We start from the raw sequence: 26,860 nt of genomic DNA, 5'->3' as shown, positions 1-26,860 counted from the left end.
TCACAGGAAAGCCCTGGCAAAACGGGCCGAGGGCCCTCCCCGCCGGCGGCGGAGAGGGCCCTCGGTCCGGCACTGCCGAGCGGCCTACAGGCCGACCTCCTGCATCAGGCGGCCGACCTCCGGGTTGGTGAGGCGGCGCAGCCAGCCCGACTTCTGGTCACCGAGCGCGATCGGACCGAAGTGGGTGCGGACCAGCTTCTCCACCGGGAAGCCGACCTCCGCGAGCAGGCGGCGCACGATGTGCTTGCGGCCCTCGTGCAGGGTCACCTCGACCAGGTAGTTCTTGCCGAGGTTGGACACCACCTTGAAGTCGTCGACCCGGGCGAAGCCGTCCTCCAGCTCCACACCGCGCTCCAGCTGCTTGCCCAGGTCGCGCGGGATCGGGCCCTGGATGGCGGCCAGGTAGGTCTTGGTCACGCCGTACTTGGGGTGGGTGAGGCGGTGGGCCAGCTCGCCGTGGTTGGTGAGCAGGATGATGCCCTCGGTCTCGGTGTCCAGGCGGCCGACGTGGAAGAGGCGGGTCTCCCGGTTGGTCACGTAGTCGCCCAGGCACTGCCGGCCCTCGGGGTCCTCCATGGTGGAGACCACGCCGACCGGCTTGTTCAGCGCGAAGAACAGGTACGACTGGGTGGCGACGGTCAGGCCGTCCACCTTGATCTCGTCGTTCATCGGGTCGACCCGCTTGCCCTGCTCGGTGACCAGGCGGCCGTTGACCTCGACCCGGCCCTGCTCGATCAGCTCCTCGCAGGCGCGGCGGCTGCCCATGCCGGCCCGGGCCAGCACCTTCTGCAGGCGCTCGCCCTCGGGCTCGCCGAAGGTCTTCGGGGTCTTCACGGCCGGCTTGTCGTGCCGGGCCAGCACCGCGTCCTCGATCCGGGCCTGCAGCTCGCGCGAGCGCTGCGGCTGTCGGCGCGGGTCGCCCGGGGCGCCCTGGCCCTCGCGGCGCGGCTTGGGGGCCGCGCCGGGCTTGCGGGCGCCGTACGCACCGCGGCCCGGCGTCGCGTTCGCGCCGCCGCCGTACTCGGGGCGGTCGTACCGGCGCTCCTCCGGGCGGAGCGGACGGTCCGGGTACTGCCGGTCGTCGCGGCGCTCGCCCTGGCGGGAGCCGCCCTGGCCGCGGGAGCCGCCGGAGGACGAGCCGCCGCGCGAGCCGCCCCCGTAGGAGCCTCCGCGCGCGGAGCCGCCCCCGTAGGAACCGCCGCCCCCGTAGGAGGAGGAGCCGCCGCGGCCGCCGCCCTGCTGGCCGCCCCGCCCCTGCCCGCCCCTGCCCTGTCCGCTCTGTCCGCCCCGGCCCTGGCCGCCGCTGTTCCTGCCGTTGCCACTGCTACGCATCAAAATGTCCGTACGTCGTATTCCGTCTGGTCGGCCTGTGCCGGCCCTGGCCCCTCCTGTGCGGCGGCGACCGCCTCCGCGATCATCGTGCCTTCGAGGGACTCCGCTTCCACGTCGTCGACCTCGGGCAGGAAGGGCGCAAGCTCCGGCAGCTCGTCCAGGCCGCGCAGCCCCATCCGTTCCAGGAAGTAGTTCGTCGTCCGATACAGGATCGCTCCGGTTTCGGGCTCGGATCCGGCTTCTTCCACCAGTCCTCGCTGTACCAGGGTACGCATCACGCCGTCACAGTTCACACCGCGTACCGCGGAGACCCGTCCGCGCGACACCGGTTGCCGGTATGCGACGACCGCCAGCGTCTCCAGCGCGGCCTGGGTCAGCCGTGCCTGCTGGCCGTCCAGCACGAAGCGGTCGACGGCGGCGGCGCACGCGGCCCGGCTGTAGAACCGCCAGCCGCCCGCCACCGGCCGCAGGTCGAAACCGCGCCCCTGCACCGTGTACTCGGCGGCCAGCGCGTGCAGCGCCGCCGCCACCTCGCCGCGCGGGCGGCCCAGCACGGACGCCAGGCGCCCCTCGGGGATCGGCTCGTCCGCCACCATCAGGACGGCCTCCAGCGCGGCCGCCAGGGGCACGCCGAGGGCGTCCTCGGCCTCCTCCGGGGCGGCGGGCGGCTCGGCGGCGGCCGAGGACGCGCGCTCCGCGTGCTCCGCCTGCTCGGGCACCACCGGCCGCGGCAGGGGCTCCACCGTCACCGCCACCGCCACCTGAGGCTCCGGCTCCGGCTCCGGCGGCGGCGACGGCTCGGCCCACTCGGTGCCGGCCGGCTCGGGCTCGGCGTACGCGGACTCCTGCCACTCCCCCGGTCGCGCCTGCCCCGGCAGTCCCAGGGATCGGCGCGGCTGCTTGGCGCTCATGCGGGATCGCCCTCCTCGCTCTCGCCCGGCGGGCGGTCGAACTCGTCCGTCACCTCGACCTGCCGGTCCGCCTCGGCGACCCAGCGCACCAGCAGCTCCCCGAGCGCCTCGGGCTGCTCGAAGTCCAGCGCCTTCTCCCGGTAGAGCTCCAGCAGGGCGAGGAAGCGCGCGACCACCACCAGGGTGTTCTCGGCGTCGGCGACCAGCCGTCCGAAGGAGGCGGTGCCGAGCGCGGTGAGCCGGTCGACCACCAGGGCGGCCTGCTCGCGCACGCTCACCGGCGGCGTGTGGATGTGGTCGACGTACACCACCGGCTTCGGTTTGGGCGTCATCGCCCGGGCGGCGAGCTGGGCGAAGCGCTCGGGCCCGATGGTGAGGACGACCTCCGGCAACAGTTCGGCGTGGTGCGGCTCCAGGCCGACGGTGCGCGGGCGGCTCAGCAGCTCGGCGGCCCAGCGCTCGGCGAAGACGGCGGCCGCCTGCTTGTACGCCCGGTACTGCAGCAGCCGGGCGAAGAGCAGGTCGCGGGCCTCCAGCAGGGCGAGGTCCTCCTCGTCCTCGATCTCGGCGGCCGGCAGCAGGCGGGCCGCCTTGAGGTCGAGCAGGGTGGCGGCGACCACCAGGAACTCGGTGGCGGCGTCCAGGTCCCACGCGGGGCCCATGGCCCGGATGTGGGCGACGAACTCGTCGGTGACCCGGGAGAGAGCGACCTCGGTGACGTCCAGCTTGTGCTTGGCGATCAGGCTGAGCAGGAGGTCGAACGGACCCTCGAAGTTGTCCAGCCGCACCTGGAATCCCCCACGCGGCTCCTCCTCGGAAGGCGGCGCGGGGGGAACCTCGGAGTCGGTGGGGCTCGCCATGACGTGCCCATCTTCGCAGAGCGGGACCGCGGCGCCGGGCAGGCCTCACCGGCCGCCGACCGGGCTGCTCACCGGTCGGCCGGGGCCAGCGCCCAGCGCTCAGCGCCCGCGCAGGCGCCGGACCAGGATGGAGGCCTCGCCGCGCTGCTCCAGGTCGGCCAGCACGACCGAGATGGCCTCCCGAACCACCCGGCCGCGGTCCACCGCCAGGCCGTGCTCCCCGCGCAGCACCAGGCGGGCGTGCTCGAGGTCCATCAGCTCCTCGGCGGAGACGTACACCGTGATCTTCTCGTCGTGCCGCTCGCGGCCAGTGGGGCGTCGCGGGCCGCGGGCGCGGGGCCGGCGGCGGGCGGTCTCGCCGGCCTCCTCGGCGGGCGCGGCGCCGCGGGCCGGGCCCTGGCCGGGCTGCTGGCCGTCGGCCTGCCGGGCGCCGATCGCGGTGCCGTTGGCCGCGCCGCCGTGGACCTGGGCGCCGTTCGCGCCGGTGCCGTTGACCGGGTTCCCGTGGACCGCCGGGCGCGCCCGGTCGGCGTCGGTCGCGCCGGCGGACTCGCCGGCGCGCGCCGCCTCCGTGGTGCGGGCGGTCTCCGCGCGCCCCTCGCCCGAGCGGGCGAGGGAGGGTGACAGGGCCATTCCCCCGGTGGCCCGGAACAGCTCGTCGGCCCCCGGGAGACTCACTCGGCGGGGCGGCACCGGTCGAGCACCTCCCTGGCGAGCTGGCGGTAGGCGGCGGCGCCGACCGAGTTGGTCGCGTACGTGGTGATCGGCTCGCCGGCGACCGTGGTCTCCGGGAACCTGACGGTCCGCCCGATGACGGTGTGGAAGACGTGCTCGCCGAACGCCTCGACCACGCGGGCCAGCACCTCGCGGCTGTGCACGGTGCGCGAGTCGTACATGGTGGCGAGGATGCCGTCCAGGCGCAGGTCGGGGTTGAGCCGCTCGCAGACCTTCTCGATGGTCTCGGTGAGCAGCGCGACGCCGCGCAGCGCGAAGAACTCGCACTCCAGCGGCACGATGACGCTGTGAGCCGCCGTCAGGGCATTGACCGTCAGCAGGCCCAGCGAGGGCTGGCAGTCGATGATGACGTAGTCGTAGTCGGGCAGCAGCGGCTTCAGCGCGCGGGCCAGTGCGGACTCGCGGGCGACCTCGCTGACCAGCTGCACCTCGGCGGCGGACAGGTCGATGTTGGAGGGCAGCAGGTCCATGCCGGGGACGGCGGTCTTCAGCAGCACCTCATCGGCCGTCAGGCCCCGCTCCATGAGCAGGTTGTAGACGGTGACGTCGAGTTCCATCGGGTTGACGCCGAGGCCGACCGAGAGGGCGCCCTGCGGGTCGAAGTCCACCAGCAGGACGCGCCGGCCGTACTCGGCCAGGGCGGCGCCCAGGTTGATGGTCGACGTGGTCTTGCCGACGCCGCCCTTCTGGTTGCACATGGCGATGATCTGCGCGGGGCCGTGCTCGGCCAGCGGCGCGGGGATCGGGAAGTAGGGCAGCGGGCGGCCGGTGGGCCCGACGCGCTCACGGCGCTGGCGGGCGGCGTCGGGGGCCAAGGTGGCGGCGTACTCCGGGTCGGGCTCGTACTCGGCGTCGGGGTCGTCGAACGGCCCGTAGCCGAGCTCGGTGTAGGACAGCCCGTACGCCGCGAACTCGGTGTCGTAGTCGGGGGCGGCGGGAGCGGCGCTCTGGCGCGCCTCGAAGGTGCGGACCGCGACCGAGCCGACCTCCACCGCGCCCACCGTGGCCTGCCGGGCCTCCTCGTTCGGCTGCCCGGCGGAGAGCTCCGCCAGTCCTGGCTGACCACCCCCGGGAGCAAATGTCGACTCATTCACAAGTCGTCTTACCTCCTTGGGCGTCCAGGACTCTATGTCGATTCGTCAGCGTGGCAGCATGCCGACGGTTTGCGACTCTAGGCCGTTGCGGGCATTCGCAGCAACACAATCCACGGTAGTCGGCACGATGTGTCGGCGGTTCCCGCGGCCCGTGTCAAGGGATGAGTTGCCCCATGACTCTAACGTTTCTGCGGAGTCCGACCCACCCCCGAGGTCGCGTCAGATGACCTTGTCGACAGAGCGGGTGACACGATGCACACAAATTGACACCCCCGGATCACCCGCGAATCACCCCGGGATCACCCCCGGATCACCCCCGGATCACCCGGAGAGCGCCGGTGACAGCCGTGCGGGCATGCCGAAACCCCCGGCCCGAGGGGAGCGGGCCGGGGGTGTTCGAGCGGTGGCGTCAGGCGAGGACGCTGTCCAGGGCGACGGCCGGCAGGTTGAAGGCGTCGGCGACGGCCTGGTAGGTGATCTGGCCCTCGTGGACGTTCAGACCCTTGGCCAGCGCGGCGTCGCGGCGCAGGGCCTCCTTCCACCCGCGGTTGGCCAGCTCGACGACGTACGGCAGCGTCGCGTTGGTCAGCGCGTAGGTGGAGGTGTTCGGCACGGCGCCCGGCATGTTGGCCACGCAGTAGAAGACCGAGTTGTGGACCTGGAAGGTCGGCTCGGCGTGCGTGGTGGCGCGGGAGTCCTCGAAGCAGCCGCCCTGGTCGATGGCGATGTCGACGAGCACGGAGCCCGGCTTCATCCGGGAGACCAGCTCGTTGGTGACCAGCTTCGGGGCCTTGGCGCCCGGGATCAGGACGGCGCCGATGACCAGGTCGGCCTCGAGCACGGCCTTCTCCAGCTCGAAGGAGTTGGACATGATGGCCTTGATCTTCGTTCCGAAGATCTTGTCGGCCTCGCGCAGCTTGTTGATGTCGCGGTCGAGCAGGGTCACCTCATAGCCCATGCCGATGGCGATGGTGGCCGCGTGCCAGCCGGAGACGCCGCCGCCGATGACAACGGCCTTGGCCGGGTGGGTGCCGGGCACGCCGCCGGGCAGCACGCCGCGGCCGCCGGCCGGGCGCATCAGGTGGTAGGACCCGACCTGGGGGGCCAGGCGGCCGGCGACCTCGGACATCGGGGCGAGCAGCGGCAGGGCGCCGTTGGCGAGCTGCACGGTCTCGTACGCGATGGCGGTGGTGCCGGAGGCAACGAGCGCGTCGGTGCCGGCGCGGTCGGCCGCCAGGTGGAGGTAGGTGAAGAGGGTCTGGCCCTTGCGCAGGCGGTGGTACTCCTGCGCGATCGGCTCCTTGACCTTCAGCAGGAGGTCGGCGGCCGCCCACACCTCGTCGGCGGTGGGGAGGATGGTGGCACCGGCGGCCACGTACTCCTCGTTGGTGATCGAGGAGCCGAGGCCGGCGTTGTCCTCGATGACGACCTCGTGTCCGTTGCGGACCAGCTCATGCACGCCGGCGGGCGTGATGGCCACGCGGTACTCGTGGTTCTTGACCTCGCGGGGGATGCCGACCTTCACGGCTAAACACGTCCTCTTGCCATGGGGGTCCCTACCGGAGAAGACCGGCGGGCGGCGCGCACGAGGGGTCCACCGGACACGCCGGGGCACGGTTCGCTGCGCGACTGCAGTCGAGTGTAATGAAGCCCAGCGGATCCGTCAGCCTTCCAAAGTGAATAAATCCGCCAGGCCCATTGGCAGGTTCGTAGGCTTGCTCGGCAGTTCGAGTGCCAAAGAGGGGTGAAACCCTCATCTCAGACATTACTCCGTAATCGGACTGTTTCCCTCCTGGACCAGTCGGGCCTGCAGCCGCTCCAGGGCGCCGCCCACCAGCGCCTGGCCCCGGGCGTCGCCGAGCCGGCGGAGCACCGCGGCGGCGGCCCGGTACTCCCGGACGGCCTCCTCGAACCGGCGCTGCCCGACGTGCGCCTCGGCCAGCCGGGCCAGCAGCCGGGCCTCCGCCGGGTGATCGGCCAGACCCTGCCGCAGCGAGAGCGCGCGGCCGTACCAGTCACCCGCGCGTACGGGGTCGCCGAGCGCCCTGCGGCAGTTGCCCGCGCCCTCCATCGCGCGGGCGCACCCGGGTTCGTCGCCCGCCTCCCGGGCCCGGTCGGTCGCCTGCCGGTAGTGCTCCTCGGCGAGCTCCCAGTGGCCGGCGGCGGCCTGCAGATCGGCCAGGTTGAGCAGGGCGGCGGCGGCCCGGCGCGGGGCGCCCTGGCGTTCGGCGACCCGCAGCACCGATCCGTGCAGCCGGTACAGGTCGGCCGGCGCGGCGGCGCCGGTCAGCGGCAGCGCCCGCAGCAGCGCGGTCACCAGCCGGCCGGCCGAGCCGTCCAGGTCGCCCTCGCCGATCGCGCTCGCCACCGCCCCGAGCAGCTGCTCGCGCTCGGCGAGCAGCCAGCCGGCGGCCTGCGCGGCGCTGCGCAGTCGCAGCGGCCCCGGCAGCGGGTCGGGGTTGGGACCGGCGGCCGGGTCGAGCAGCATCCGGGCCGAGTCGACCAGGCGGACCATCCGCTCCAGCAGCCTGGCCCGGGCCAGTTCGACCTCGGCGGGCCGGTCCTGCTCCTCGCGCAGTTCGACCAGCCGCGGGTGGAGTCGGCCGGGCACCCGGTAGCGGGCGGTCCCGTCGGGCGCGGCCGGGGCGCGCTCCAGCAGCTCCTGTCCGACCAGCCGCTCCAGCGCCTCGCCCGCCTCCGGCGCCGGGCAGCCCACCAGGGCGGAGGCGGTGCGCAGGTCGGCGAGCTGGCCGGGGGCCAGGGTCAGCATCCGCAGCAACCGGGCCCGGGCGGGCGGCAGCCGCCGGTAGAGCAGCTCGAAGGCGGCGCGCAGCGGGTCGCCCTCGACCACCGGCACCGGCTCGGCGGGCAGCAGGTCCCGCGCCGCGCCGCCGGCCGGACGTCCGGTGGCGGCCCGGTCCTCGGGCCGGCCGTCGGTCCGGGCGGCGGTCCGGGCGGTGCCGGCCCGGCCGCCCTCGCCGTTCTGCGCCGCACCGTCCGTCGCCGACCCGCCCGGCGCGGCGCCGTCCGCGGGCCCGAGCCCGCCGCCGTCCCGCCGTCCGGCCGGTCGGCCGCGGCCGGGCCGGCGGGCGCCGTGGGCACGGGGCCGGTCGGTGCGGTCCTCCTCCCCGGCGGGGTGCAGCGCCTCGGCGGCGTCGGTGATCGCGACCCGCTGGTCGGCCTTCAGCCAGTCGGCCATCATCCGCAGCGCCGCAGGCCGGCCCGCGCAGGACTCGGCCAGGTCGGCGGTGCCGACCGGGTCGGCCGCCACCCGCGTGGCGCCGATCAGGTCGCGGAGCAGTCCGACGGCGGACGGCTGGTCCAGGCCGCCGAGGATCACCGGGTCGATGTCCTCGATGCCGGTGAGCGGCCCGGTGGTGGTGGCGAGCAGCAGCGACTCCGTCTTCTCCGCCAGCAGCGGGCCGACCTGCGCGGCCTCCCGGACGTCGTCGAGCAGCACCAGCACGCGCCGGGCGGCCAGCGCCGTGCGCAGCGCCTCGCACGCCGGGTCCTCGGCCTCCGCGCCGGTGAGCAGGCCCTCGGGCTGCTCGCCGAGCTGCTCCAGCAGGGTCCGGGCGGCCCGGCCGGCCTCCAGCAGGCTGCCGTCGGGGTCGGACATCCGCAGGTAGAGCAGTCCGTCGGGGTAGTCGGCGGCGGCGGAGCGGGCGTAGCGCACGGCGAGCGAGGTCCGCCCGGAGCCGGGTCGGCCGGCCAGCACGACCACCCGGCCTCGGCCGTGCGCGGGCCGGGCGGCGGCCTGGGCGAGGGCGGCCAGTTCGGCCCGGCGGCCGGCGAACGGGGCGGTGTCGGCGGGCAGCGGATCGGCGGCGCCGGGCGCGGCCGTGTGCTCGTCCATCGTCGCCGTCTTCCTCGCCACCCGCGCCACTCCCGACCAGTCGCTCAGCCGACCCGACCCACCACGGGTCCTGTCGCGAAGCGTAGTTCGCGCCCGCCCCCGGTCCGAGCTGACATCCGGTACTACCAACGGGCAAGTCACCCCGCCGGGTCAGTCGAGCGCCGCAGCAGGCGGGTAGGTGGGCAGGTCGACGCCGGCCACCTGCTCACCGGCCCTGAGCATCAGCGCGAGCAGGGCGGGCCGGCGGAGCATCGCGTCGCGCGTCCGGGCACCGATCGCCCACCGCGGGGCGAAGAACCGGCCGGTCCGGTCGCCGCCCTTCTGGCAACGCTGCGCGAAGGGCCGCAGCAGCCACTCGTACCGGGCGAAGGCGGTGCGGTGGTCGCCGCCGGCCCGGGCCAGCTCGCCGGCCGGCACGTACGCGGCGACCACGGCCGTGCCGGTGCCCATGCCGCCGATGGTGGCGCCGCAGGCGGCGTCGCCGCCTTGGGCGGGCAGGTGCACGCCCACCGGGAGCGCTTCCCCGCGGTCGCCGCGGCAATGGCCGAGCCGGAGCGCCGCAACCGGGCGCTGGAGTTCGGGCCGGACCGGATCCTGGACGGCCTCGCCGCCCTGATCGCCCGGCGCTCCGGCCATTGAGCGAGCGGCCGCCCGATCCGGTCGGGTCAGAACGGGCGAGCCGGCCAGGGCGCGTCGGCCGGGCGCAGACCGTCCAGGCCGGGCCCGGTCAGCGCCGCGTGCAGGGCCAGGGTTCCGGCGATCATCGTGGGGCTGTGCAGCTCGCCGGCCAGGACCAGGCGCACCAGCTCCGCCAGCGGCACCCGGGCGGTCTCCAGCTCCAGCTCCTCGCCGTGCGCGGCGTAGCGCTCACCGTCGGCGTCGCCCAGGTCGGTGGCGAGGAAGATCCGCAGCGCCTCGTCACTGCCGCCGGGCGAGGTGTAGAGGTCGAGCAGCACCCGCCACTCCCCCGCCTTGCAGTGCGCCTCCTCGTAGAGCTCGCGCTGCGCGGCGTGCAGCGGGTTCTCGCCGGGCACGTCGAGCAGGCCGGCCGGCAGCTCCCACAGCCGGTGGCGCACCGGGTGCCGGTACTGGCGCAGGATCAGCACCCGCTGCTGCTCGTCGAGGGCGAGGACGGAGACCGAGCCCGGGTGGAGCTGGTAGTCGCGGCGGGCCCAGCCGCCGTCCGGCATCCGCACCTCCTCGGTGCGCACCCCGGTCACCCGCCCCTGGAAGGGCGTCTCCCCCGCCCGCGCCGGCCACTCCTCGGCCGCGTCCCGGATGTCCCGCACGTCCATCACGCACTCCCCTTTTCGTCAGTACGACACAATGTACGCCACACGGCGCCGCGAAACGCCGGACGGCGGCCGCACGGGGTGTCCCGTACGACCGCCGTCCGGTGGTCGGTGACGTGCTTACTGCGCGCCGGTCTTGATCTTGATGGCCGCCGCCACCAGGCCCGCGAACAGCGGGTGCGGGCGGGTCGGGCGGGACTTCAGCTCCGGGTGCGCCTGGGTGGCGACCAGGTAGGGGTGCACCTCGCGCGGGTACTCGACGTACTCCACCAGGTCGCCCTTGGGGGACAGGCCGGAGAACTGCAGGCCGGTCTTCTCCAGGTCGGCGCGGTAGGCGTTGTTGACCTCGTAGCGGTGGCGGTGGCGCTCCTCCACGTACTGCTCGCCGCCGTAGACCTCGCGCACGATCGAGCCCTCGGCGAGCTTGGCCGGGTACAGGCCCAGGCGCATGGTGCCGCCCAGGTCGCCCTTGCCGTCGACGATCGCCAGCTGCTCGGCCATGGTCGAGATGACCGGGTACTTCGCCGAGGAGTCGAACTCGGTGGAGTTGGCCTCCGGCAGGCCGGCCAGGTTGCGGGCGGCCTCGATGACCACGCACTGCAGGCCCAGGCACAGGCCCAGCAGCGGGATCCGGTTCTCGCGGCCGTAGGTGATCGCGGAGACCTTGCCGTCCACACCGCGGTCGCCGAAGCCACCGGGGATGCAGATCGCGTCCACGTCGCCGAGCTGCTCCTGGGCGCCCTCGGGGGTCAGGCAGTCGTCCGAGGTGACCCACTTGATCTGGACCCGGGCGTTGTTGGCGAAGCCGCCGGCGCGCAGCGCCTCGGTCACCGACAGGTAGGCGTCGGGGAGGTCGATGTACTTGCCGACCAGCGCGACCTTGACCTCGTGCTGCGGCTCGTGGACGCGGCGCAGCAGGTCGTCCCAGGTGGTCCAGTCGACGTCGCGGAACGCCAGGTCCAGGCGGCGCACCACGTACGCGTCCAGGCCCTCGCCGTGCAGCACCTTGGGGATGTCGTAGATCGACTTGGCGTCGATGGCCGCGACCACGGCCTCCTCGTCCACGTCGCACATCAGCGAGATCTTGCGCTTGATCGCCTGCGGGACCTCGCGGTCGGCGCGCAGCACGATGGCGTCCGGCTGGATGCCGATGTTGCGCAGGGCGGCGACCGAGTGCTGGGTCGGCTTGGTCTTCAGCTCGCCCGAGGGGCCGATGTACGGCAGCAGGGAGACGTGCACGAAGAACACGTTGTCCCGGCCGACCTCGTGGCGGACCTGGCGGACCGCCTCCAGGAACGGCAGCGACTCGATGTCGCCGACGGTGCCGCCGACCTCGGTGATCACCACGTCGACGTCCTCGGTCGCCATCCGGCGGATCCGGGACTTGATCTCGTTGGTGATGTGCGGGATGACCTGAACGGTGTCGCCCAGGTACTCGCCGCGGCGCTCCTTGGCGATGACGGTCGAGTACACCTGGCCGGTGGTGACGTTCGCCGAACCGTGCAGGTTGGTGTCGAGGAACCGCTCGTAGTGGCCGATGTCCAGGTCGGTCTCGGCGCCGTCGTCGGTGACGAACACCTCACCGTGCTGGAACGGGTTCATGGTGCCCGGGTCCACGTTGAGGTACGGGTCGAGCTTCTGCATCGTCACGCGCAGGCCGCGGGCCTTGAGCAGGGCACCGAGGCTGGAGGCCGTGAGGCCCTTGCCCAGCGAGGAGGCGACACCCCCGGTGACGAAGAGGTGCTTGGTCGTCACGGCGCGGCCGCTGGCCGACTTGCCGGAATGGGGCTGTGCCAAGAGAGGGCTCCCGTGGGTCGCGTGTCGATGAGGACGCCGGTGGCGGGGCTTCTAGCCGGTCCTGCCCACCAGTCCACGGGATACCAGCGTATCAGTGCAACGGCGAGGAGGCGTTCGCGCGTGTCTCGGCGTGCCCCCCGCGAGCCGTCCCGGATGGCCCGGAAGGATCATCTCCGGATGGTCCCGACGGGCCTGGCCGCATCCCCCGATCGGGCTGATTATGTTCCTACTTTCCGCCGGGACGGCCGCACACCGCGATCTCCGCGTGCCCGGGCCCGTGCCGCCGACGTATTCTGCACGGACGCATCGCCGACAGCAGAGCACGCGGAGGACGACGGAGCCGGGGACGGCACCGCTCGGTCACCGATGCGCGACCGGACCCCCACCTCCCCGTACCAGTTCACCCCCGGAGCGCCCCGCCCGAGCCTCGGGCTCCGACCGTCCCCGCGCGCCCCCCGTCGGGCAGCCGAGCACAGACCGCGAACTGGAGAACCATGGCCGGCCGTATCGAGGACTACGCACTCATCGGGGACATGCAGACCGCCGCTCTGGTCAGCAACGACGGCGCGGTCGACTGGCTGTGCCTGCCCAGATTCGACTCGCCCGCGGTCTTCGCGGGCCTGCTGGGCACCGATGAGCACGGGTTCTGGCGGATCGGCCCCGCCGAGCCGGTCGCCGGCCCGCAGCCGGCCGCGCAAGGGCCCGTCACCGATTCCGGAGACGTCCCGGTCCCCCCGGTCACCGCCGCCGCCCCCGCCCTCCCGTGCGACCGGCGCCGCTACCGCGGCGACTCGCTGATCCTGGAGCAGGAGTGGGACACCCAGGGCGGATCCGTCCGGGTCATCGACTTCATGCCGCCGCGCCACCTGCTCGGCACCCCCGACGTGCCGCAGATGATCCGGATCGTCGAGGGGCTCAAGGGCAAGGTCCGGATGCGCTCCGCCGTCCGCATGCGCTTCTCCTACGGCCGGATCGTCCCCTGGGTGCACCGGGTCGAGCAGCCCGACGGCGGCCACCGCACCGTCGCCGTGGCCGGCCCCGACTCGGTCTGGCTCGACGGCGAGGCCGAGACCTACGGCGCCCACCTGACCACCTACGCCGACTTCACCGTCGACGAGGGCGAGCGGATCGCGTTCGGCCTCACCTGGAAGGCCTCCCACGAGCCCGCCCCCGCCCCGCCGGAGGCCGAGCGCGAGCTGGAGGCCACCGAGCGGTTCTGGCGCGACTGGGTCGGCCAGTGCACCTACCAGGGCCCCTACCGGGAGGCCGTGGTCCGCTCCCTGATCACCCTCAAGGCGCTCACCTACGCCCCCACCGGCGGCATCGTCGCCGCCCCCACCACCTCCCTGCCCGAGGACCTCGGCGGCGAGCGCAACTGGGACTACCGCTACACCTGGCTGCGCGACGCCGCCATCACCCTCTCCTCGCTGCTGCGCACCGGCTACCGCGAGGAGGCCCGCGCCTGGCGCGAGTGGCTGCTGCGCGCGGTAGCCGGCGACCCGGAGAACCTGCAGATCATGTACGGCATCGCCGGCGAGCGCGAACTCACCGAGTCCACCCTCGACTGGCTGCCCGGCTACGAGAACTCGCTGCCCGTCCGGATCGGCAACGGCGCCGCCGGCCAGCTCCAGCTGGACGTCTACGGCGAGGTCGTCGAGGCGCTCCACCTCGCCCACATGAGCGGCCTCGCCCGGCACGACCACGCCCACCACCTCCAGCTCAAGCTGATCGGCTACCTGGAGGAGCACTGGCGCAACCCCGACGAGGGCATCTGGGAGGTCCGCGGACCCCGCCGGCACTTCGTCCACTCCAAGGTGATGGCCTGGGTCGCCGTCGACCGCACCATCAAGCTGCTGGAGCAGACCCCCGCCGAGGGCCCGCTGGAGCGCTGGAAGGCGCTGCGCGACGAGATCCACCGGGACGTCTGCGAGAAGGGCTACGACCCCGACCGCAACACCTTCACCCAGTACTACGGCGGCAAGGAGCTCGACGCCTCGCTGCTGCTCATCCCGCAGGTCGGCTTCCTGCCCGCCGACGACAAGCGGGTGATCGGCACCATCGAGGCCATCCAGCGCGAACTCTCCACCCCCGACGGCTTCGTGCTGCGCTATCCCACCCACGACGAGAGCGGGCAGAACGTCGACGGCCTCTCCGGCCACGAGGGCGCGTTCCTCGCCTGCTCCTTCTGGCTCGCCGACAACCTGGCGATGATCGGCCGGGTCGGCGAGGCGCGGGAGCTGTTCGAGAAGCTGCTCGCCCTGCGCAACGATCTCGGCCTGCTGGCCGAGGAGTGGGACCCGCGCGCGAAGCGCCAGGTCGGCAACTTCCCGCAGGCGTTCAGCCACGTGCCGCTGATCGACACCGCGCTGCGGCTCACCGCGTGCGCGGGGGCGTACCTCTCGACGCAACCCGTATAGGCACCTCCAGGGGCGCGGGGAACTGCGCGCAGCGGGAGTGACGGCGCCGCACCTTCCGATTCGCGCAGTTCCCCGCGCCCCCAGTGGTTGCCCTAACCTCGCTGGACGAGCTCGTCGTACGTGCTGAGCACCTGCGCCACCGTCGCCGCCTCGTCCGGCCAGGTGGTGGCCTGCTGGCGGCCGGCGTCGGCGAGGCGGGCGCGCCGGTCGGGGTCGGCGAGCAGCTCGCGCACCGCGCCGCCGAGCGCGGCGGGGTCGGCGAACGGCACCAGCACGGCGGCGTCGCCGACCAGCTCCGGCACCCCGCCGACGGCGGTGGACACCACCGGTACGCCGGCCCGCATCGCCTCCTGCACCACCAGCGACCGCGCCTCCCAGCGGCTGCTCACCACCACCACGTCGGCGGCGGCCAGCAGGTCGGGCACGTCGGTGCGGTAGCCGAGCAGGTCGACGGGGAGCTTCTCGTTGGTGATCCGCTCGCGCAGCGCCGCCCGTTCCGGGCCGTCGCCGACCAGCAGCACCATCGGTTCGGCGTCGGCGAACTGCGGTACCGCGTCCAGCAGCAGCCCGAAGCACTTCTGCGGCACCAGCCGGCCGACGGCCAGCACCACCGGCTGCTTCTCCCCGGCGGCGAGGGCGGCGCGGGAGGCGGCGCGGTCGAGTCGGCCGAGCGGGATCGGCGGGGCGGCGACCGGGCCGAGGCGGGCGTCGGTGGCGCCGAGTTCGCGGGCGCGGGCGACCAGGTCGGAGGAGGCGCCGAGGACCAGGTCGGCGGCGCGGACGACGCGGCGCTCCATCAGCCGCTGCAGGCGCCGTTCCATGCCGGTGGCGAGCATCGCGTGGTGCGAGGTGACCACCAGCGGGGTCTGCGGGCGCAGGCCGGGGAAGCGGCCGGCGGTGCGCAGTGCGAGGTCGGAGAGCAGGGCGGCCCGCATGCCGTGGGCGTGCACCACGTCGGCGCCGGTGAAGGCCTTGCGCAGTTCGCCGATGGCGAGGGCGTCGCTGCGGGCGCCGGCGGTCGGGGTGATCTCGACGGTGTGCAGCCGGGCGCCGGCGCGGGAGAAGCCGAAGAGCTGGTCGCTGCCGTCCGGGGCGCAGACGGTCACCGTCACGCCGTGGGCGACCAGGCCGTGCGCGAGCGAGCGCACATGGGCGCCGATGCCGCCGGTGGCGGCGGCCAGGACGAGTACCACGTGCAGCTGGTTGGCTGCGGTTGTCCGGGCGGCGGAATGGTCCACTTCGTCTCGCTCCGACTCGATCTGAGGCCAGGTGTCCAGCCGCCACCATGCCAGGTCGGGCGGCTTCTTGGACAGTCGGCACCACCTGCGGGCGCGTCGCAGGTGGTGCCGCGGCCGGTCCGCCGTCAGTGTGCCCGGGCGGTACGGGCGGTGGCCAGCAGTTCCTCGGCGTGCGCACGGCCGAGTTCGGAGTCCTCCAGGCCGGCGAGCATCCGGGACAGCTCGCGGACCCGCTCCTCGTCGGTGAGCGTCTTGACGCCGCTGCGGGTCACCACGCCGTCGTTGGTCTTCTCGACCACCAGGTGCCGGTCGGCGAAGGCGGCCACCTGCGGGAGGTGGGTGACCACCACGACCTGGGCGCTGCGGGCCAGTTTGGCGAGGCGGCGGCCGATCTCGACGGCGGCCTTGCCGCCGACGCCGGCGTCCACCTCGTCGAACAGGTAGGTCGGCACCGGATCCGCCCCGGCGAAGACCACCTCGACGGCGAGCATCACCCGGGACAGCTCACCGCCGGAGGCGCCCTTGGCGATCGGCCGCGGCTGGGCGCCGGGGTGCGGGGCGAGCAGCACCTCGACCTCGTCGACGCCGTGCGGCCCGTACGCCACCGTGCGGCCCTCGATCTCCAGACCGGCCAGGTCGTCGACCTGGGAGATGGCGAAGCTCACCCGGGCGTGCGGCATGGCCAGTTCGGCCAGCTCGGTGGAGACGGCGGCGGCGAACTTGTCGGCGGCGGCGTACCGGGCGGCCGACACCTCGGCCGCGAGGTCGGCCAACTCGGCGCGCAGCGCGGTCTCCTGCGCGCCGAGCTCGTCGATCCGGTCGTCGTCGCCGTCGAGTTCGGCCAGCCGCAGCGAGCCGGCCTCGGCCCACTCGACGACCTCGGCGAGGCTGCCCTCGGAGCCGGCGTACTTGCGCAGCAGGTGGGAGAGGATCGAGCGGCGCTCCTCGACGGCGGCCAGCCGGACCGGATCGGCGTCCAGGTCGTCGGCGTAGCCGGCGAGGTCGCCGGCCACGTCGGCGAGCAGGTAGCCGACCTCGTTCAGCCGGTCGGCGAGGGCCGCCAGGCGCTCGTCGTGGTGGCGCACCGCGTCCAGGGCGCGGCGGGCCTGGGCGAGCAGGGTACCCGCGTCCACCGCCTCCGGGTCGGCCGGGTCGCCGGCCAGCGCGGCGTGCGCCAGGGTGGCGGCGGAGGACAGCGCGTCGGCGTGGCCGAGCCGCTCGGCCTCGGCGGCCAGCTCGACGTCCTCGCCGGCCTCCGGCTCGGCGGCGGCGACCTCCTCCAGGCCGAAGCGGAGCAGGTCGGCCTCCTGGGCCCGCTCGCGGGCCCGGGTGGTCAGCTCCTCCAGGGTCGCCGACACCTCGCGCAGCGTCCGGTACACCTCGCGGTAGCGGCCGAGCGGTTCGGCGACCGACTCGCCGGCGTAGCGGTCCAGTGCGCCGCGCTGGCGCGAGGGCCGCAGCAGCCGCTGCTGGTCGGTCTGGCCGTGGACGGCGATCAGGTCCTCGCCGAGTTCGGCGAGCAGGCCGACCGGGACGGCGCGGCCGCCCACGTGGGCGCGCGAGCGGCCCTCGGCGGAGACCGTCCGGCTGATCAGCAGTTCGCCGTCGTCGAGCTCGGCGCCGGCCTCCTGGGCGCGGGTGAGGGCGGGCGAGCCGGTGGGCAGCGAGAGCCGCCCCTCGACCACGGCCCGGTCCGAGCCGTTGCGCACCAGGCCCGGGTCGGCCCGGCCGCCGAGCAGCAGCCCGAGGCTGGTCACCACCATCGTCTTGCCCGCACCGGTCTCGCCCGTCACGGCGGTGAAGCCCGGCGCCAGTTCGACCACGGCGTCGTCGATGACACCCAGATCCCGTATCCGCATCTCGTCCAACACGGTGACGACCTTACGGGGGTCCACCGTCGGTTCGCGACGAGCGGCGGTCCCGGGCGGCAGATTCACCCCTGCGGGCAGCGTCGTCAGTGCCCGTCCGAGCCCGGGCCGCCCGGCACCGTGCACCAGCGCAGGAAGAACTGCACCAGCGGTCCGATCGCCAGTGCGTAGGCGACCGTGCCGACGCCGACGGTGCCGCCGAGCACGACGCCCGCCGTCAACACGGTGAGCTCGATCAGCGTCCGGATCAGCCGGATCGAGCGGCCGGTGCGCCGGTGCAGGCCGGTCATCAGCCCGTCGCGCGGGCCCGGGCCGAGCCGGGCGCCGATGTAGAGGCCACTGGCCAGCCCGTTCAGCAGGACGCCGGCCGCCAGCAGCGGCACCCGGAGGGCCAGCGCGTGCTGCGGCGGCACCAGGGAGAGCGTGGTGTCCAGGGCCACGCCCAGCACCAGCACGTTGGCCACCGTGCCGACGCCCGGCCGCTGCCGCAGCGGGATCCACAGCAGCAGCACCAGCGCGCCGACCACGGTCACCCACACCCCGACGCCCATCCCCAGGTGGCGGGACAGGCCCTGGTGGAACACGTCCCACGGACTGCCGCCCAGCGAGGCCCGCAGCATCAGCGCGATGCTCGACCCGTACAGCCACAGGCCCACCGCCAGTTGGCAGAGCCGTCGTCCGAGCGCGTCGCCGCGCGGGGCGGTCAGGGCGGTGGTGGCCATCAGTGGTCTCCTCACTTGCTGCGGTGCACGATCCGGAGCCATCATGGGCAGTCCAATCGGACCTGCTCCAGGTCCAATTCCAGGCAAGTGGACTGATTCCGATGGCCGAGTGGCACAGCACCGTGACTCCCCCCGCACTGGCCCGCCTGCTGGCCTCCACCCGGCTGCCCCAGGCGCCCGGCCGCCGGCCCGCCTACCGCACCCTCGCCGACCAGGTCCGCGCCCTGGTCGCCGAGGGCCGGCTCGCGGTCGGCGCCCGGATGCCCGCCGAACGCGAACTCGCCGCCGGCCTCGGCCTCAGCCGCACCACGGTGGCCACCGCGTACGAGGCGCTGCGCGCCGAGGGCTACCTGCGCAGCCGCCGCGGCGCCGGCAGCTGGACCGCCCTCCCCGAGGGCACCAGCCCGCCCGGCGACGCCCTGCACCCCGTCCCGCCGGACCAGGGCGACCGGGTCGTCGACCTCGGCGTCGCCGCCCTGCCCGCACCACAGCCCTACCTCGGCCAGGCGGCCGCCGCCGCGCTTGAGCTGCTCCCCGCGTACGCCGCCGGGCACGGCAACTACCCCACCGGCGTGCCGCTGCTGCGCGAGGCCGTCGCCCGCCGCTACACCGAGCGCGGACTGCCCACCACCCCCGACCAGGTCCTGATCACCACCGGCGCGATGGGCGCCCTGCACCTCGCCCAGCGGGCCCTGCTGGCCCGCGGCGACCGGGTCGCCGTCGAGGCGCCCAGCTACGCCCACACCCTCCAGTCCCTGCAACTGGGCGGCGCCCGGCTGGTCCCCGTCCCGATGGCCGACCCCGAGCGGCCCCGCTGGGACCTGGACGAGTGGCAGCGGGTGCTGCGCGGCGCCGCACCCCGGCTCGCCTACACCATCCCCGACTTCCACAACCCCACCGGCGCGTTGATCGACGAGGAGCAGCGCCGCGCCCTGCTCGCCCACGCCCGGGCCGCCGGCACCGTCCTGCTGGTCGACGAGACCCCCGCCGAACTCGGCTGGGCCACCCCCGAGGCCGACCTCCCCCGGCCCGTCGCCGCCCTCGACCGCTCCGCCCGCGTCGTCACCGTCGGCTCGGCCGCCAAGCTGCTCTGGGGCGGCCTGCGGATCGGCTGGCTGCGCGCCGCCCCGACCCTGGTCCGGCAGCTGGCCGCCGACCGGGCCTTCAGCGACATCGGCACCCCGGTCCTCGACCAGCTGATCGCCGCCGTGCTGCTGACCGACCACCTGCCGGAGGTCCGCGCCCACCAGCACGACCGGCTCGCCGAGAGCGCCCGTGCGCTGGCCGCCGAACTCCACCGGCAGCTGCCCGGCTGGCGGTTCACCATGCCGCCGGGCGGCCTCGCCCTGTGGGTCGCCACCGACGGACTGTCCGGCAGCGCCCTGGCCCGGGCCGGCGAGCGCACCGGCGTACGGCTGGCAGCCGGCTCCCGGTTCGGCGTGGACGGCGCGTTCGAGCACCACCTGCGGATCCCGCTCACCGTCCCCGCCGGCGCCGCGGAGGACGCCGTGGGCCGGCTGGCGGCCGCCGCCGAACTCGCCGGCACCGACCGCTGGCCCGCCCTCGACGACACTCCGCCGCTGGCCGTCTGACGCCCCCTCGGCCCCTCAGCCGTCGCTCTCCGTCCGGGCCGGGCTCAGTGCTCGCCCGTCCGGCCGCGCCAACCCGTCACCGGCAGCGCGAACTTGGCCACCAGCCGGTCCGTGAACGGCGCCCGGTGCAGCCGGGCCAGGCGCACCGGCGTCTTGCCGCGGCGCACCTCCACCCGTGCGCCGGCCGGGAGTTCGACCGACCGGCGCCCGTCGCACCACAGCACGCCGTGCGGCGTCTTCGGCTGCACCTCCACCGCCAGCACCGAGTCCGGCGAGGTCACCAGCGGCCGCGCGAACAGCGCGTGCGCACTGATCGGCACCATCAGCAGCGCCTCCACCTCCGGCCACACCACCGGCCCGCCGCCGGAGAACGCGTACGCCGTCGACCCGGTCGGGGTGGACAGCACCACCCCGTCACAGCCGAAGTTCGACACCGGACGGCCGTCCACCTCGGTGACCACCTCCAGCATCCGCTCGCGCGAGGCCTTCTCCACCGACGCCTCGTTCAGCGCCCAGTCCTCGTGCACCACGTCGCCGTTGGTCCGCACCAGGACGTCGATGGTCATCCGCTCCTCGACCTCGTACGCGCCGCCGACCACCCGCTCGACCACCACCGCCAGGTCGTCCCGCTCCGCCTCCGCGAGGAAGCCCACCCGGCCCAGGTTGATGCCCAGCATCGGCAGCCCCGACTCGCGGGCCAGCTCGGCCCCGCGCAGCAGCGTGCCGTCCCCGCCCGCGACCAGGATCAGCTCGCAGCCGTCCGCCGCGCCGTGTCCGCCCGCCACCAGCTCGACGCCGTCCGGCAGGTCGAGCCCGACCGCCTCCGCGGCCAGCAGACGGATTCTGATCCCGGCCTTCAACAGGCCGTGCACCAGGCCCTCGACACTCCGCAGTGCCGCTTCCCGCCCGGTGTGCGCGATCAGAAAGACCGTACGAACGTCACCCATCAGCCCGCTGCCCTCTCCCTACGCCTGCCGGGTCGCCCTCGGCCCGGTCGCGGCCGCCAGTCTGCGCGCCGGTCGGACGTCTGCCAAGTACCCTAAGTCCTTCCCGGCCGACTCCGGCAGTCGCGGAGCCGCACCGGGCCATGCGAAAAAACGGACGCGAAGACCGACTCAGCGCGGCCCCTCGGCCACCGCCCGGTCCGCGTCGGCGGGATCCAGCCGGTCCGCGTCCCGGCGCAGCCACAGGAAGTACTCGACATTGCCGGACGGCCCGGGCAGCGGGCTCGCCGTCACCGCGCGCACCCCGAGGCCCAGCGCCCACGCCTGGTCCGCCACCTGCCGGATGGTCTCGGCCCGCAGCTCCGGGCTGCGCACCACACCGCCGCTGCCCAGGCGCTCCTTGCCGATCTCGAACTGCGGCTTGACCATCATCACCAGGTCCGCGTCGGCCGCGCAGCAGCCCGCCAGCGCCGGCAGCACCAGGCCCAGCGAGATGAACGACAGGTCGCCCACCACCAGGTCCACCGGCGTCCCGCCGATCGACTCCAGGGTCAGCTCGCGCACATTGGTGCGGTCCATCACGGTGACCCGCTCGTCGCTCTGCAGCGACCACGCCAGCTGGCCGTAGCCCACGTCCACCGCCAGCACGTGCGCCGCGCCCGCGCGCAGCAGCACGTCGGTGAACCCGCCGGTCGACGCGCCCGCGTCCAGCGCCCGCCGACCCGCCACCTGCAGCCCCTGCGGCACGAAGGCGGCGAACGCCCCGGCCAGCTTGTGGCCGCCGCGCGACACGTACTCGGGGTCGCTGTCGTCCTTCGCCACCACCACCGCGGCCGACGTCTCCACCTGGGTCGCCGGCTTGGTCGCCGTGGTACCGCCGACCGTCACCCGGCCCGCCGCGATCAACTCGCTCGCGTGCTCGCGCGAACGGGCCAGCTTGCGGCGTACCAGCTCCGCGTCGAGACGGCGTCGTGCCACTGCCACTGGGGAACTCAGCTCCTACGGATCACTCGCTGTCGAGGGCGGCCAGGGACTCGGTGAGCCGCCGGTGAACATCTTCGTACACCGCAACCCTCGCCTCGGTGTCCACCCCGTCCAGCTCCGCCAGCCGGGCCAGCGCGTCGTCGACCCCGGGATGGCCGGTGGGCTCCGGCTCAGTCATCGGCGTCCTTCCTCCGCGCGGCCCGCCCGGCCCCGCCCGTGCTCTTGCGGACGACGGTCTTCTTCGCCGCCGCCTTCCGGCCGGCCGCCGGGGCGGCGCCCGCGGCGCTCTGCCGCGCGACCGTCCGCTTGGCCGTCGTCCGCTTCGCCGTCGTCTTCCCGGCAGAGGCCTTCTTCGCCTCCGGCTTCTCCGCCGCCGTCTTCTTCGCGGTCGTCTTCTTCGCGGCCGTCTTCTTCGCCGCGGTGGACTTCGCCGCGCGCTTCGCCGGGGACTTCTTCGCCGGGGCCTCGCCCGCCGCGTCACCCAGCGCGGTGAAGTCCGCCGACCCGGCGAACCCCTCCGGCTCGAACGGCTCCTCCGGTACGAACGCCCACTCCGCGTCCGGCTCGGCCCACCCCGTCGCCGGCTCGGCCGACTCCCAGCCCGCCTCGAACAGCCCGCCCGCCCGGCCCTCCGGCTTCGACGCCGGCGGCTGCTCGTCCTCGTGCACCTCGCGCAGCTTCGACTCCAGGAAGCTGAGCACCACGCCCACCTTCATCACCTGGTCGCCGACCCTCTCGAACAGCTGCTCCGCCTCGCTGCGCGCCACCCCGGTGACCAGGTCGACACCGGCCCGGCCGGCCGTCACCGCCTCGGTCACCACCAGCCGCAGCTGCTCCGCCGACGGCGGGAACTGCCCGCCGAGACGCGCCTCCACCGCCGCCACGTCGACGCCACCGCGCTGCAGCAGCCCCTCGGCCGCACCCAGCACCCGCCGACCCGCCTCCTCGGCGAACTCGGCGGCGACCACCACCACGCCCCGTACCGCATCCCGCAGCATCCGCATGCCTCCTCGCGGGGCGCCGCCCGGGACGGCCGCCCGGACTCCCCGTGACGACGCTACCCCCTCCCCCGGCCGCCCCGCCGCACACCTCGGGCAAACGCTGTACGGCGCTCCGCGCACGTCCGTCCTGACAGACCCGGGCGCCCGCCCCGACGGCAAGGGCCGGACAGGCCGTACCGTGGACCGACCACCACCGAACGGGAGCAGGACAGCGATGGCCAGCATCGAGGAGTGCCGCGAGGCACTGGAACAGCTCAGCCGCAACCTGGCCGGCTCCCAGGGCGACGTCCGGAAGGCCGCCGCCCTCGACCGGTCGCTGACCTGCCACCTCACCGACCTCGGCCTGACCTTCGCCGGCCGCCTGCGCGACGGCCGGATCACCGACGTCACCGAGACCCCCGGACCGCCCGCCGCCAAGGCCGACATCCGCCTCGCCATGACCGGCGACGACCTCGTCGCCATGGTCGGCGGCCGGCTCAACTTCGCCTCCGCCTGGGCCGGCGGCCGGGTCCGCCTCGAAGCCGGCTTCCGCGACCTGCTGCGCCTGCGCACCCTGCTCTAGCGGCACCCCGCTCCGACAGCCGCCCCGGCCCGCACGGCCCCGCTCAGAGGGCCAGCTCGGCCAGCGCCTTGTGCCCGTCCGGGGCGCCGGCGCCCGCGTCCATCGCCGTCCAGGCGGCCCCGCACAGCGCCCGCAGCCCGTCGTACCGGTCACCCGCACCCTCCAGGTGCAGCGCGCCGTCCACCACCGACGCCGTCCAGCCGCCGCAGCGGTACGCACCACCGCCCACCGCGGCCACCTCCGGCTGCCCGGTCAGCAGCCCGCGCAGGTCCGCCGCCAGGTACGTCGGCCGGTGCTGCGCCGGGGCGGCCAGCAGCATCACCGGCGTGGTCACCCCGGTGAACACCAACAGGCTGTCCACGCCACCGTTGTGAGCACCCTCGATGTCGGTGTCCAGCCGGTCGCCGACCACCAGCGGCCGCCGGGCACCGGTACGGATCACCGTCTCCCGGTGCATCGGCGGCAGCGGCTTGCCCGCCACCTCCGGCTCCACTCCGGTCGCCGCCCGCACAGCCGCCACCAGCGTCCCGTTGCCCGGCGCGATGCCCCGCGCCGTCGGAATCGACATGTCGGTGTTGGACGCCACCCACGGCAGCCCCCGGCCCACCGCGTACGACGCCTCGGCCAGGTCCTTCCAGCCCACCGTCGGGTCGTAGCCCTGCACCACCGCCGCCGGACCGTCCTCCAGCGAACGCACCGGCACCAGCCCGCGCTCGACCAGCGCCTCCTCCAGGCCCGCGCCGCCCACCACCAGCACCTTCGAGCCGGCCGGCACCCGCTCCGACACCAGCCGGGCCGCCGCCTGCGCCGAGTTGATCACGTCCGCCGGCTCGGCCGGCACGCCCAGCTCGGTCAGATGCGCCGCCACCACCGCGGGCGGACGCGACGCGTTGTTGGTGACGTACGCCAGCCGCATCCCCGCCTCCCGGGCCGCGGCCAGCGACTCCACCGCGAACCCGATCGCGTCCGGCCCCGCGTACACCACCCCGTCCAGGTCCAGCAGCGCGGTGTCGTACGCCTCGGTCAGCGGCCGGTCGCACCCCCCGGGGAAGGTGCGGTCCGGTCCGGCGGTGGTCTGCGTCATGCCTGCTCTACCTCAGTCCTCAGTCTCGTTCCGGCGCGCCCCGGCCCGCGTCGCCCTCGACGCCCTCCGGCGGCGGCGCCAGGTACCCCGGCGCACCCGGCAACAGCGGCCCGAACGCACCCGCCCGCGCCGCCAGCGTCGCTCTGGTCTGCCGCAACGCCGCCCGGTAGTCCGCGTTGTCCGGTCTCATCGCCACCGCCAGCGACAGGTGCTTCGCCGAAGCCTCGAAGTCACCCAGCCGCGCCGCGGCGATGCCCCAGCCGAACTGAGCGTAGTCGTCCGACGGATCCGCCTGCGCCACCGCCCGGAAGTTCTCCAGCGCCAACGCGTACGACCCCGCGTCGAACTGCGCCCGGGCCAGCGCCTCGCGGATCGACCGCGACCCCGGCTCCGCCTCCGCCGCCCGCGTCAGCAACTGCACCGCCGCCGCCGGATGCCGCTGCTCCAGCAGCCGCACCCCGCGGCGGAACCAGTCGTACACACTGCCCTCCGGCACCCCCGCCGCGGGCAGCGCCGCACCGGCCGTCCCCGCTCCGGTCGCCCCCGCGCCGGGAATGTCCGGCGCGCCCTCCGCGCTGTTGCCGTTCGGGTGCTCCTGTCCACCGGTCATGTCGTCCCTCGCTCCCGGTCCCGGCGCCCGCAGCCGTGCCGACCGCCCCGGCCGCGCGCACAGTGATCTCCTCGTCGCACAGTGATCTCCCAACAAGGACTACCCGACTAACATGCCCAAGATGAGCTCACAGAGTGCCGACACCGGCCCAGAGCCCTCGGCGGGCGGCCCCGGAGACCCCGGGCACGTCGCGACCGCCGGGCTGTCCCTCTCCCCGTTCCGGGGCCTGCGCTACGTCCCCGACCGGGTTGGAACGCTCGCCGCGGTCACCTCCCCGCCGTACGACGTCGTCGACCCCAACCGGCGGCTCGACCTGGAGACCGCCGACCCGCACAACATCGTCCGGCTCATCCTGCCGCGCCCCGAACCCGAGGACGCCGGCGACCGCCCCGACCGCGACACCCGCTACCGCCACGCCGCCCGGCTGCTCTCCGCCTGGCAGCGCGAAGGCGTCCTCGCCGCCGACCCGCTCCCCGCCCTGTACGTCTACGAGCAGCGCGTCCACGGCGACGGCCCCGAACTCCTCCAGCGCGGACTGATCGGCGCCCTCGCCGTCAGCGGACGCGAGGCCGGCGTCGTCCTCCCCCACGAGGACGTCATGCCCCGCCCCGTCGCCGACCGGGTCGGCCTGATGCGCACCACCCGCGCCAACCTCGAACCGCTGCTGCTCACCTACCGCGGCAACGGCGGCGCCGCCGGCGTCATCGAACGCACCGTGCGCCGCGCACCGCTGCTGGCCACCAGCACCAGCGACGGCACCGACCACCGGCTGTGGGCCGTCACCGACCCCGCCGACCTCGCCGAGGTCACCCGCGACCTGGCCCGCTGCCGCGCCCTCATCGCCGACGGCCACCACCGCTGGGAGATGTACCTGCGGCTCCAGCGCGAGCACCGGCACCTCCCCCGCAGCCCCTGGGACCGCGGCCTGGTCCTGCTGGTCGACACCGCCCGCTACCCACTGCAGGTGCGCGCCATCCACCGCGTGCTCTACCGGCTGCCGATCGACCGCGCCGTCGCCGCCCTCGGCGAGCACTGGCAGGTCAAGGACGTCCCCGGACCGCTCGCCAACGCGCTGCAGGCCCTCGCCGACGCCAAGCAGGGCGGCAACGCCTTCCTGCTCACCGCCGGGGACGGCGGCTACCAGCTGCTCAGCGACCCGGACGAGGCCCTGCTCGCCGCCACCGTCCGCACCGACCGGCCCGAGGAATGGCGCCACCTGGACGCCACCGTGCTGCACGAGACCCTGCTCGACCACACCTGGCGCATCCCGGACGGGCCCGACGACATCGGCTACCTGCACTCCGCCGAAGCCGCCGAACGCGAGGCCGCCCGCACCGGCGGCACCGCCGTCCTGCTCCACCCGGTCGAGGAACGGGTGGTCCGCCGCCTCGCCGAGCAGGGCGTCACCATGCCGCGCAAGTCGACGTCCTTCGGGCCCAAGCCGGCCACCGGCCTGGTGCTGCGCTCCCTCGAACTCGGCTGACCGGCTGCGCGGCCGGTACCTGACGTCGGTCCGGCGTCAGTCCACCGGCGGTCCGGCGTCGTCCGGCCCGGACGGACCCTCGGCATGCGTCTCGTCGGACGGCTCGTCGGACGGCTCGTCGGACGGCTCGTCGGACGGCTCGTCGGACGATTCGGCACCGTCGGCAGACGGCTCGGTGGGTGGCTCGTCAGCCGTCCCGGCATCGCGTGGGGACAGGGCCGGGGTGGCCGCCGGGGACGCCGACAGCTCCGCACCTTCCTCCCCGGGCGGCTCGTCCAGCGGTTTCGCCCGCGCCGGTTCCCCGGAACAGCCCGGGGGCAGCGGCCCGCCGTGCGGTCGGCCGAACCCCGTGGTCCGGTACCGCCCGGCCCGGCCGGCCACCATGGTCCACACCGGATCCGGTTGGCCCGGCACCGCACGCCCGGCCGAGCGCCACGCCCGTGCCAGTTCCGCGAAGATCGGCGCGTCCCGGCACTCG

The 26,860-nt window shown here is 74.6% G+C and carries 24 protein-coding genes; 5 read left to right on the top strand and 19 right to left on the bottom strand.

The features are described from left to right. Nucleotides 1-84: 84 nt before the first annotated feature. The 8 genes from FHR36_RS06645 to FHR36_RS06605 form a co-directional block, all read right to left on the bottom strand. A complete protein-coding gene (locus FHR36_RS06645) occupies nt 85-1,332 on the bottom strand; it encodes a pseudouridine synthase (protein WP_253794553.1) in 1,248 nt (415 codons plus the stop codon). Next, nucleotides 1,332-1,928 (bottom strand): SMC-Scp complex subunit ScpB, encoded by a 597-nt coding sequence (gene scpB / locus FHR36_RS06640; protein WP_253794810.1) that lies wholly within the window; start codon nt 1,926-1,928, stop codon nt 1,332-1,334. Before scpB ends, FHR36_RS06645 begins: the two co-directional genes overlap by 1 nt. 311 nt (nt 1,929-2,239) lie before the next feature. Next, nucleotides 2,240-3,103 carry a segregation and condensation protein A gene (locus FHR36_RS06635; protein ID WP_253794552.1) on the bottom strand — a complete coding sequence of 288 codons (864 nt, stop codon included), beginning with the start codon at nt 3,101-3,103 and terminating at the stop codon, nt 2,240-2,242. A 99-nt stretch (nt 3,104-3,202) separates the two neighbouring features. Continuing rightward, nucleotides 3,203-3,781 carry a hypothetical protein gene (locus FHR36_RS06630; RefSeq protein WP_253794551.1) on the bottom strand — a complete coding sequence of 193 codons (579 nt, stop codon included), beginning with the start codon at nt 3,779-3,781 and terminating at the stop codon, nt 3,203-3,205. Further along, nucleotides 3,778-4,839: a ParA family protein gene (locus FHR36_RS06625; RefSeq protein WP_253794808.1), complete on the bottom strand. Its 1,062-nt coding sequence runs from the start codon at nt 4,837-4,839 to the stop codon at nt 3,778-3,780. Before FHR36_RS06625 ends, FHR36_RS06630 begins: the two co-directional genes overlap by 4 nt. A 502-nt stretch (nt 4,840-5,341) precedes the next feature. Next, the gene (gene ald, locus FHR36_RS06620) at nt 5,342-6,457 is read right to left on the bottom strand and encodes an alanine dehydrogenase (RefSeq protein ID WP_253794550.1); all 1,116 of its coding nucleotides are present in this window, start codon (nt 6,455-6,457) and stop codon (nt 5,342-5,344) included. 240 nt (nt 6,458-6,697) lie between these two features. Beyond that, a complete protein-coding gene (locus FHR36_RS06610; RefSeq protein ID WP_301329718.1) occupies nt 6,698-8,788 on the bottom strand; it encodes a tetratricopeptide repeat protein in 2,091 nt (696 codons plus the stop codon). A 150-nt stretch (nt 8,789-8,938) separates the two neighbouring features. Further along, nucleotides 8,939-9,298 carry a Rossmann-fold NAD(P)-binding domain-containing protein gene (locus FHR36_RS06605; RefSeq protein WP_301329717.1) on the bottom strand — a complete coding sequence of 120 codons (360 nt, stop codon included), beginning with the start codon at nt 9,296-9,298 and terminating at the stop codon, nt 8,939-8,941. Here FHR36_RS06605 and FHR36_RS06600 point away from each other — a divergent pair. Then, on the top strand, nt 9,287-9,427 hold the full coding sequence (locus FHR36_RS06600) for a hypothetical protein (RefSeq protein WP_253794549.1): 141 nt from the start codon (nt 9,287-9,289) through the stop codon (nt 9,425-9,427). The two genes, FHR36_RS06605 and FHR36_RS06600, sit on opposite strands and share 12 nt — an antisense overlap. A 26-nt stretch (nt 9,428-9,453) precedes the next feature. Here the strand turns inward: FHR36_RS06600 and FHR36_RS06595 are convergent, their stop codons facing one another. Both FHR36_RS06595 and FHR36_RS06590 read right to left on the bottom strand, forming a co-directional pair. Beyond that, on the bottom strand, nt 9,454-10,083 hold the full coding sequence (locus FHR36_RS06595) for an NUDIX domain-containing protein (RefSeq protein WP_253794548.1): 630 nt from the start codon (nt 10,081-10,083) through the stop codon (nt 9,454-9,456). A gap of 117 nt (nt 10,084-10,200) precedes the next feature. Next, on the bottom strand, nt 10,201-11,877 hold the full coding sequence (locus tag FHR36_RS06590; protein ID WP_301329716.1) for a CTP synthase: 1,677 nt from the start codon (nt 11,875-11,877) through the stop codon (nt 10,201-10,203). Between the two features lie 494 nt (nt 11,878-12,371). Here FHR36_RS06590 and FHR36_RS06585 point away from each other — a divergent pair, with 494 nt between their 5' ends. After that, nucleotides 12,372-14,294: a glycoside hydrolase family 15 protein gene (locus FHR36_RS06585; protein WP_253794547.1), complete on the top strand. Its 1,923-nt coding sequence runs from the start codon at nt 12,372-12,374 to the stop codon at nt 14,292-14,294. 92 nt (nt 14,295-14,386) lie between these two features. Here FHR36_RS06585 and FHR36_RS06580 read toward each other — a convergent pair whose 3' ends face one another. The 3 genes from FHR36_RS06580 to yczE all read right to left on the bottom strand — a co-directional run bounded on the left by FHR36_RS06580 (nt 14,387) and on the right by yczE (nt 18,122). Further along, nucleotides 14,387-15,532 carry a glycosyltransferase family 4 protein gene (locus tag FHR36_RS06580; protein ID WP_253794546.1) on the bottom strand — a complete coding sequence of 382 codons (1,146 nt, stop codon included), beginning with the start codon at nt 15,530-15,532 and terminating at the stop codon, nt 14,387-14,389. A gap of 125 nt (nt 15,533-15,657) precedes the next feature. Continuing rightward, nucleotides 15,658-17,391, bottom strand: a complete 1,734-nt coding sequence (recN, locus tag FHR36_RS06575; protein WP_253794804.1) for a DNA repair protein RecN — start codon at nt 17,389-17,391, stop codon at nt 15,658-15,660. Between the two features lie 95 nt (nt 17,392-17,486). Beyond that, nucleotides 17,487-18,122, bottom strand: coding sequence for a membrane protein YczE (gene yczE / locus FHR36_RS06570; protein WP_253794544.1), 636 nt, complete (start codon nt 18,120-18,122; stop codon nt 17,487-17,489). A 101-nt stretch (nt 18,123-18,223) separates the two neighbouring features. On the opposite strand from yczE, the gene yczR reads away from it, so the two are divergent. Then, on the top strand, nt 18,224-19,714 hold the full coding sequence (gene yczR / locus FHR36_RS06565; RefSeq protein WP_253794542.1) for a MocR-like transcription factor YczR: 1,491 nt from the start codon (nt 18,224-18,226) through the stop codon (nt 19,712-19,714). 44 nt (nt 19,715-19,758) lie between these two features. Here yczR and FHR36_RS06560 read toward each other — a convergent pair whose 3' ends face one another. From FHR36_RS06560 to FHR36_RS06545, 4 genes are all read right to left on the bottom strand, one after another. Beyond that, entirely contained in the window at nt 19,759-20,661 is a 903-nt protein-coding gene (locus FHR36_RS06560) for an NAD kinase (protein ID WP_253794540.1), read from the bottom strand. A gap of 168 nt (nt 20,662-20,829) precedes the next feature. Then, nucleotides 20,830-21,636, bottom strand: a complete 807-nt coding sequence (locus tag FHR36_RS06555) for a TlyA family RNA methyltransferase (protein WP_253794802.1) — start codon at nt 21,634-21,636, stop codon at nt 20,830-20,832. Between the two features lie 28 nt (nt 21,637-21,664). Further along, entirely contained in the window at nt 21,665-21,820 is a 156-nt protein-coding gene (locus FHR36_RS06550; RefSeq protein ID WP_253794538.1) for a hypothetical protein, read from the bottom strand. Continuing rightward, entirely contained in the window at nt 21,813-22,640 is an 828-nt protein-coding gene (locus tag FHR36_RS06545) for a hypothetical protein (RefSeq protein WP_253794536.1), read from the bottom strand. Before FHR36_RS06545 ends, FHR36_RS06550 begins: the two co-directional genes overlap by 8 nt. A gap of 217 nt (nt 22,641-22,857) precedes the next feature. Here FHR36_RS06545 and FHR36_RS06540 point away from each other — a divergent pair, with 217 nt between their 5' ends. Further along, nucleotides 22,858-23,205 (top strand): SCP2 sterol-binding domain-containing protein, encoded by a 348-nt coding sequence (locus tag FHR36_RS06540; RefSeq protein ID WP_253794534.1) that lies wholly within the window; start codon nt 22,858-22,860, stop codon nt 23,203-23,205. Between the two features lie 43 nt (nt 23,206-23,248). Here the strand turns inward: FHR36_RS06540 and FHR36_RS06535 are convergent, their stop codons facing one another. Together FHR36_RS06535 and FHR36_RS06530 are read right to left on the bottom strand one after the other, a co-directional pair. After that, complete coding sequence (locus FHR36_RS06535) at nt 23,249-24,289, bottom strand: HAD-IIA family hydrolase (protein ID WP_253794532.1); 1,041 nt, start codon at nt 24,287-24,289, stop codon at nt 23,249-23,251. A 19-nt stretch (nt 24,290-24,308) separates the two neighbouring features. Beyond that, nucleotides 24,309-24,899, bottom strand: coding sequence for a tetratricopeptide repeat protein (locus tag FHR36_RS06530; protein ID WP_253794530.1), 591 nt, complete (start codon nt 24,897-24,899; stop codon nt 24,309-24,311). Between the two features lie 121 nt (nt 24,900-25,020). Here FHR36_RS06530 and FHR36_RS06525 point away from each other — a divergent pair, with 121 nt between their 5' ends. Further along, nucleotides 25,021-26,382 (top strand): DUF1015 family protein, encoded by a 1,362-nt coding sequence (locus FHR36_RS06525; protein ID WP_253794528.1) that lies wholly within the window; start codon nt 25,021-25,023, stop codon nt 26,380-26,382. Nucleotides 26,383-26,860: the final 478 nt, after the last annotated feature.

It is taken from the genome of Kitasatospora cinereorecta (assembly GCF_024172095.1).
Lineage (GTDB): Bacteria > Actinomycetota > Actinomycetes > Streptomycetales > Streptomycetaceae > Kitasatospora > Kitasatospora cinereorecta.
Note: the sequence above shows the minus strand (reverse complement) of the source record. Positions and strands in the feature narration are given on the sequence as shown.

Bases quoted from the DNA above. Each gene is read 5' to 3' on its own strand.
- FHR36_RS06645 (WP_253794553.1), bottom strand. From the start codon at position 1,332: ATGCGTAGCAGTGGCAACGGCAGGAACAGCGGCGGCCAGGGCCGGGGC.
- scpB (WP_253794810.1), bottom strand. From the start codon at position 1,928: ATGGTGGCGGACGAGCCGATCCCCGAGGGGCGCCTGGCGTCCGTGCTG.
- FHR36_RS06635 (WP_253794552.1), bottom strand. From the start codon at position 3,103: ATGGCGAGCCCCACCGACTCCGAGGTTCCCCCCGCGCCGCCTTCCGAG.
- FHR36_RS06610 (WP_301329718.1), bottom strand. From the start codon at position 8,788: ATGGACGAGCACACGGCCGCGCCCGGCGCCGCCGATCCGCTGCCCGCC.
- FHR36_RS06595 (WP_253794548.1), bottom strand. From the start codon at position 10,083: ATGGACGTGCGGGACATCCGGGACGCGGCCGAGGAGTGGCCGGCGCGG.
- FHR36_RS06585 (WP_253794547.1), top strand. From the start codon at position 12,372: ATGGCCGGCCGTATCGAGGACTACGCACTCATCGGGGACATGCAGACC.
- recN (WP_253794804.1), bottom strand. From the start codon at position 17,391: ATGCGGATACGGGATCTGGGTGTCATCGACGACGCCGTGGTCGAACTG.
- yczE (WP_253794544.1), bottom strand. From the start codon at position 18,122: ATGGCCACCACCGCCCTGACCGCCCCGCGCGGCGACGCGCTCGGACGA.
- yczR (WP_253794542.1), top strand. From the start codon at position 18,224: ATGGCCGAGTGGCACAGCACCGTGACTCCCCCCGCACTGGCCCGCCTG.
- FHR36_RS06560 (WP_253794540.1), bottom strand. From the start codon at position 20,661: ATGGGTGACGTTCGTACGGTCTTTCTGATCGCGCACACCGGGCGGGAA.
- FHR36_RS06550 (WP_253794538.1), bottom strand. From the start codon at position 21,820: ATGACTGAGCCGGAGCCCACCGGCCATCCCGGGGTCGACGACGCGCTG.
- FHR36_RS06545 (WP_253794536.1), bottom strand. From the start codon at position 22,640: ATGCTGCGGGATGCGGTACGGGGCGTGGTGGTGGTCGCCGCCGAGTTC.
- FHR36_RS06540 (WP_253794534.1), top strand. From the start codon at position 22,858: ATGGCCAGCATCGAGGAGTGCCGCGAGGCACTGGAACAGCTCAGCCGC.
- FHR36_RS06535 (WP_253794532.1), bottom strand. From the start codon at position 24,289: ATGACGCAGACCACCGCCGGACCGGACCGCACCTTCCCCGGGGGGTGC.
- FHR36_RS06530 (WP_253794530.1), bottom strand. From the start codon at position 24,899: ATGACCGGTGGACAGGAGCACCCGAACGGCAACAGCGCGGAGGGCGCG.
- FHR36_RS06525 (WP_253794528.1), top strand. From the start codon at position 25,021: ATGAGCTCACAGAGTGCCGACACCGGCCCAGAGCCCTCGGCGGGCGGC.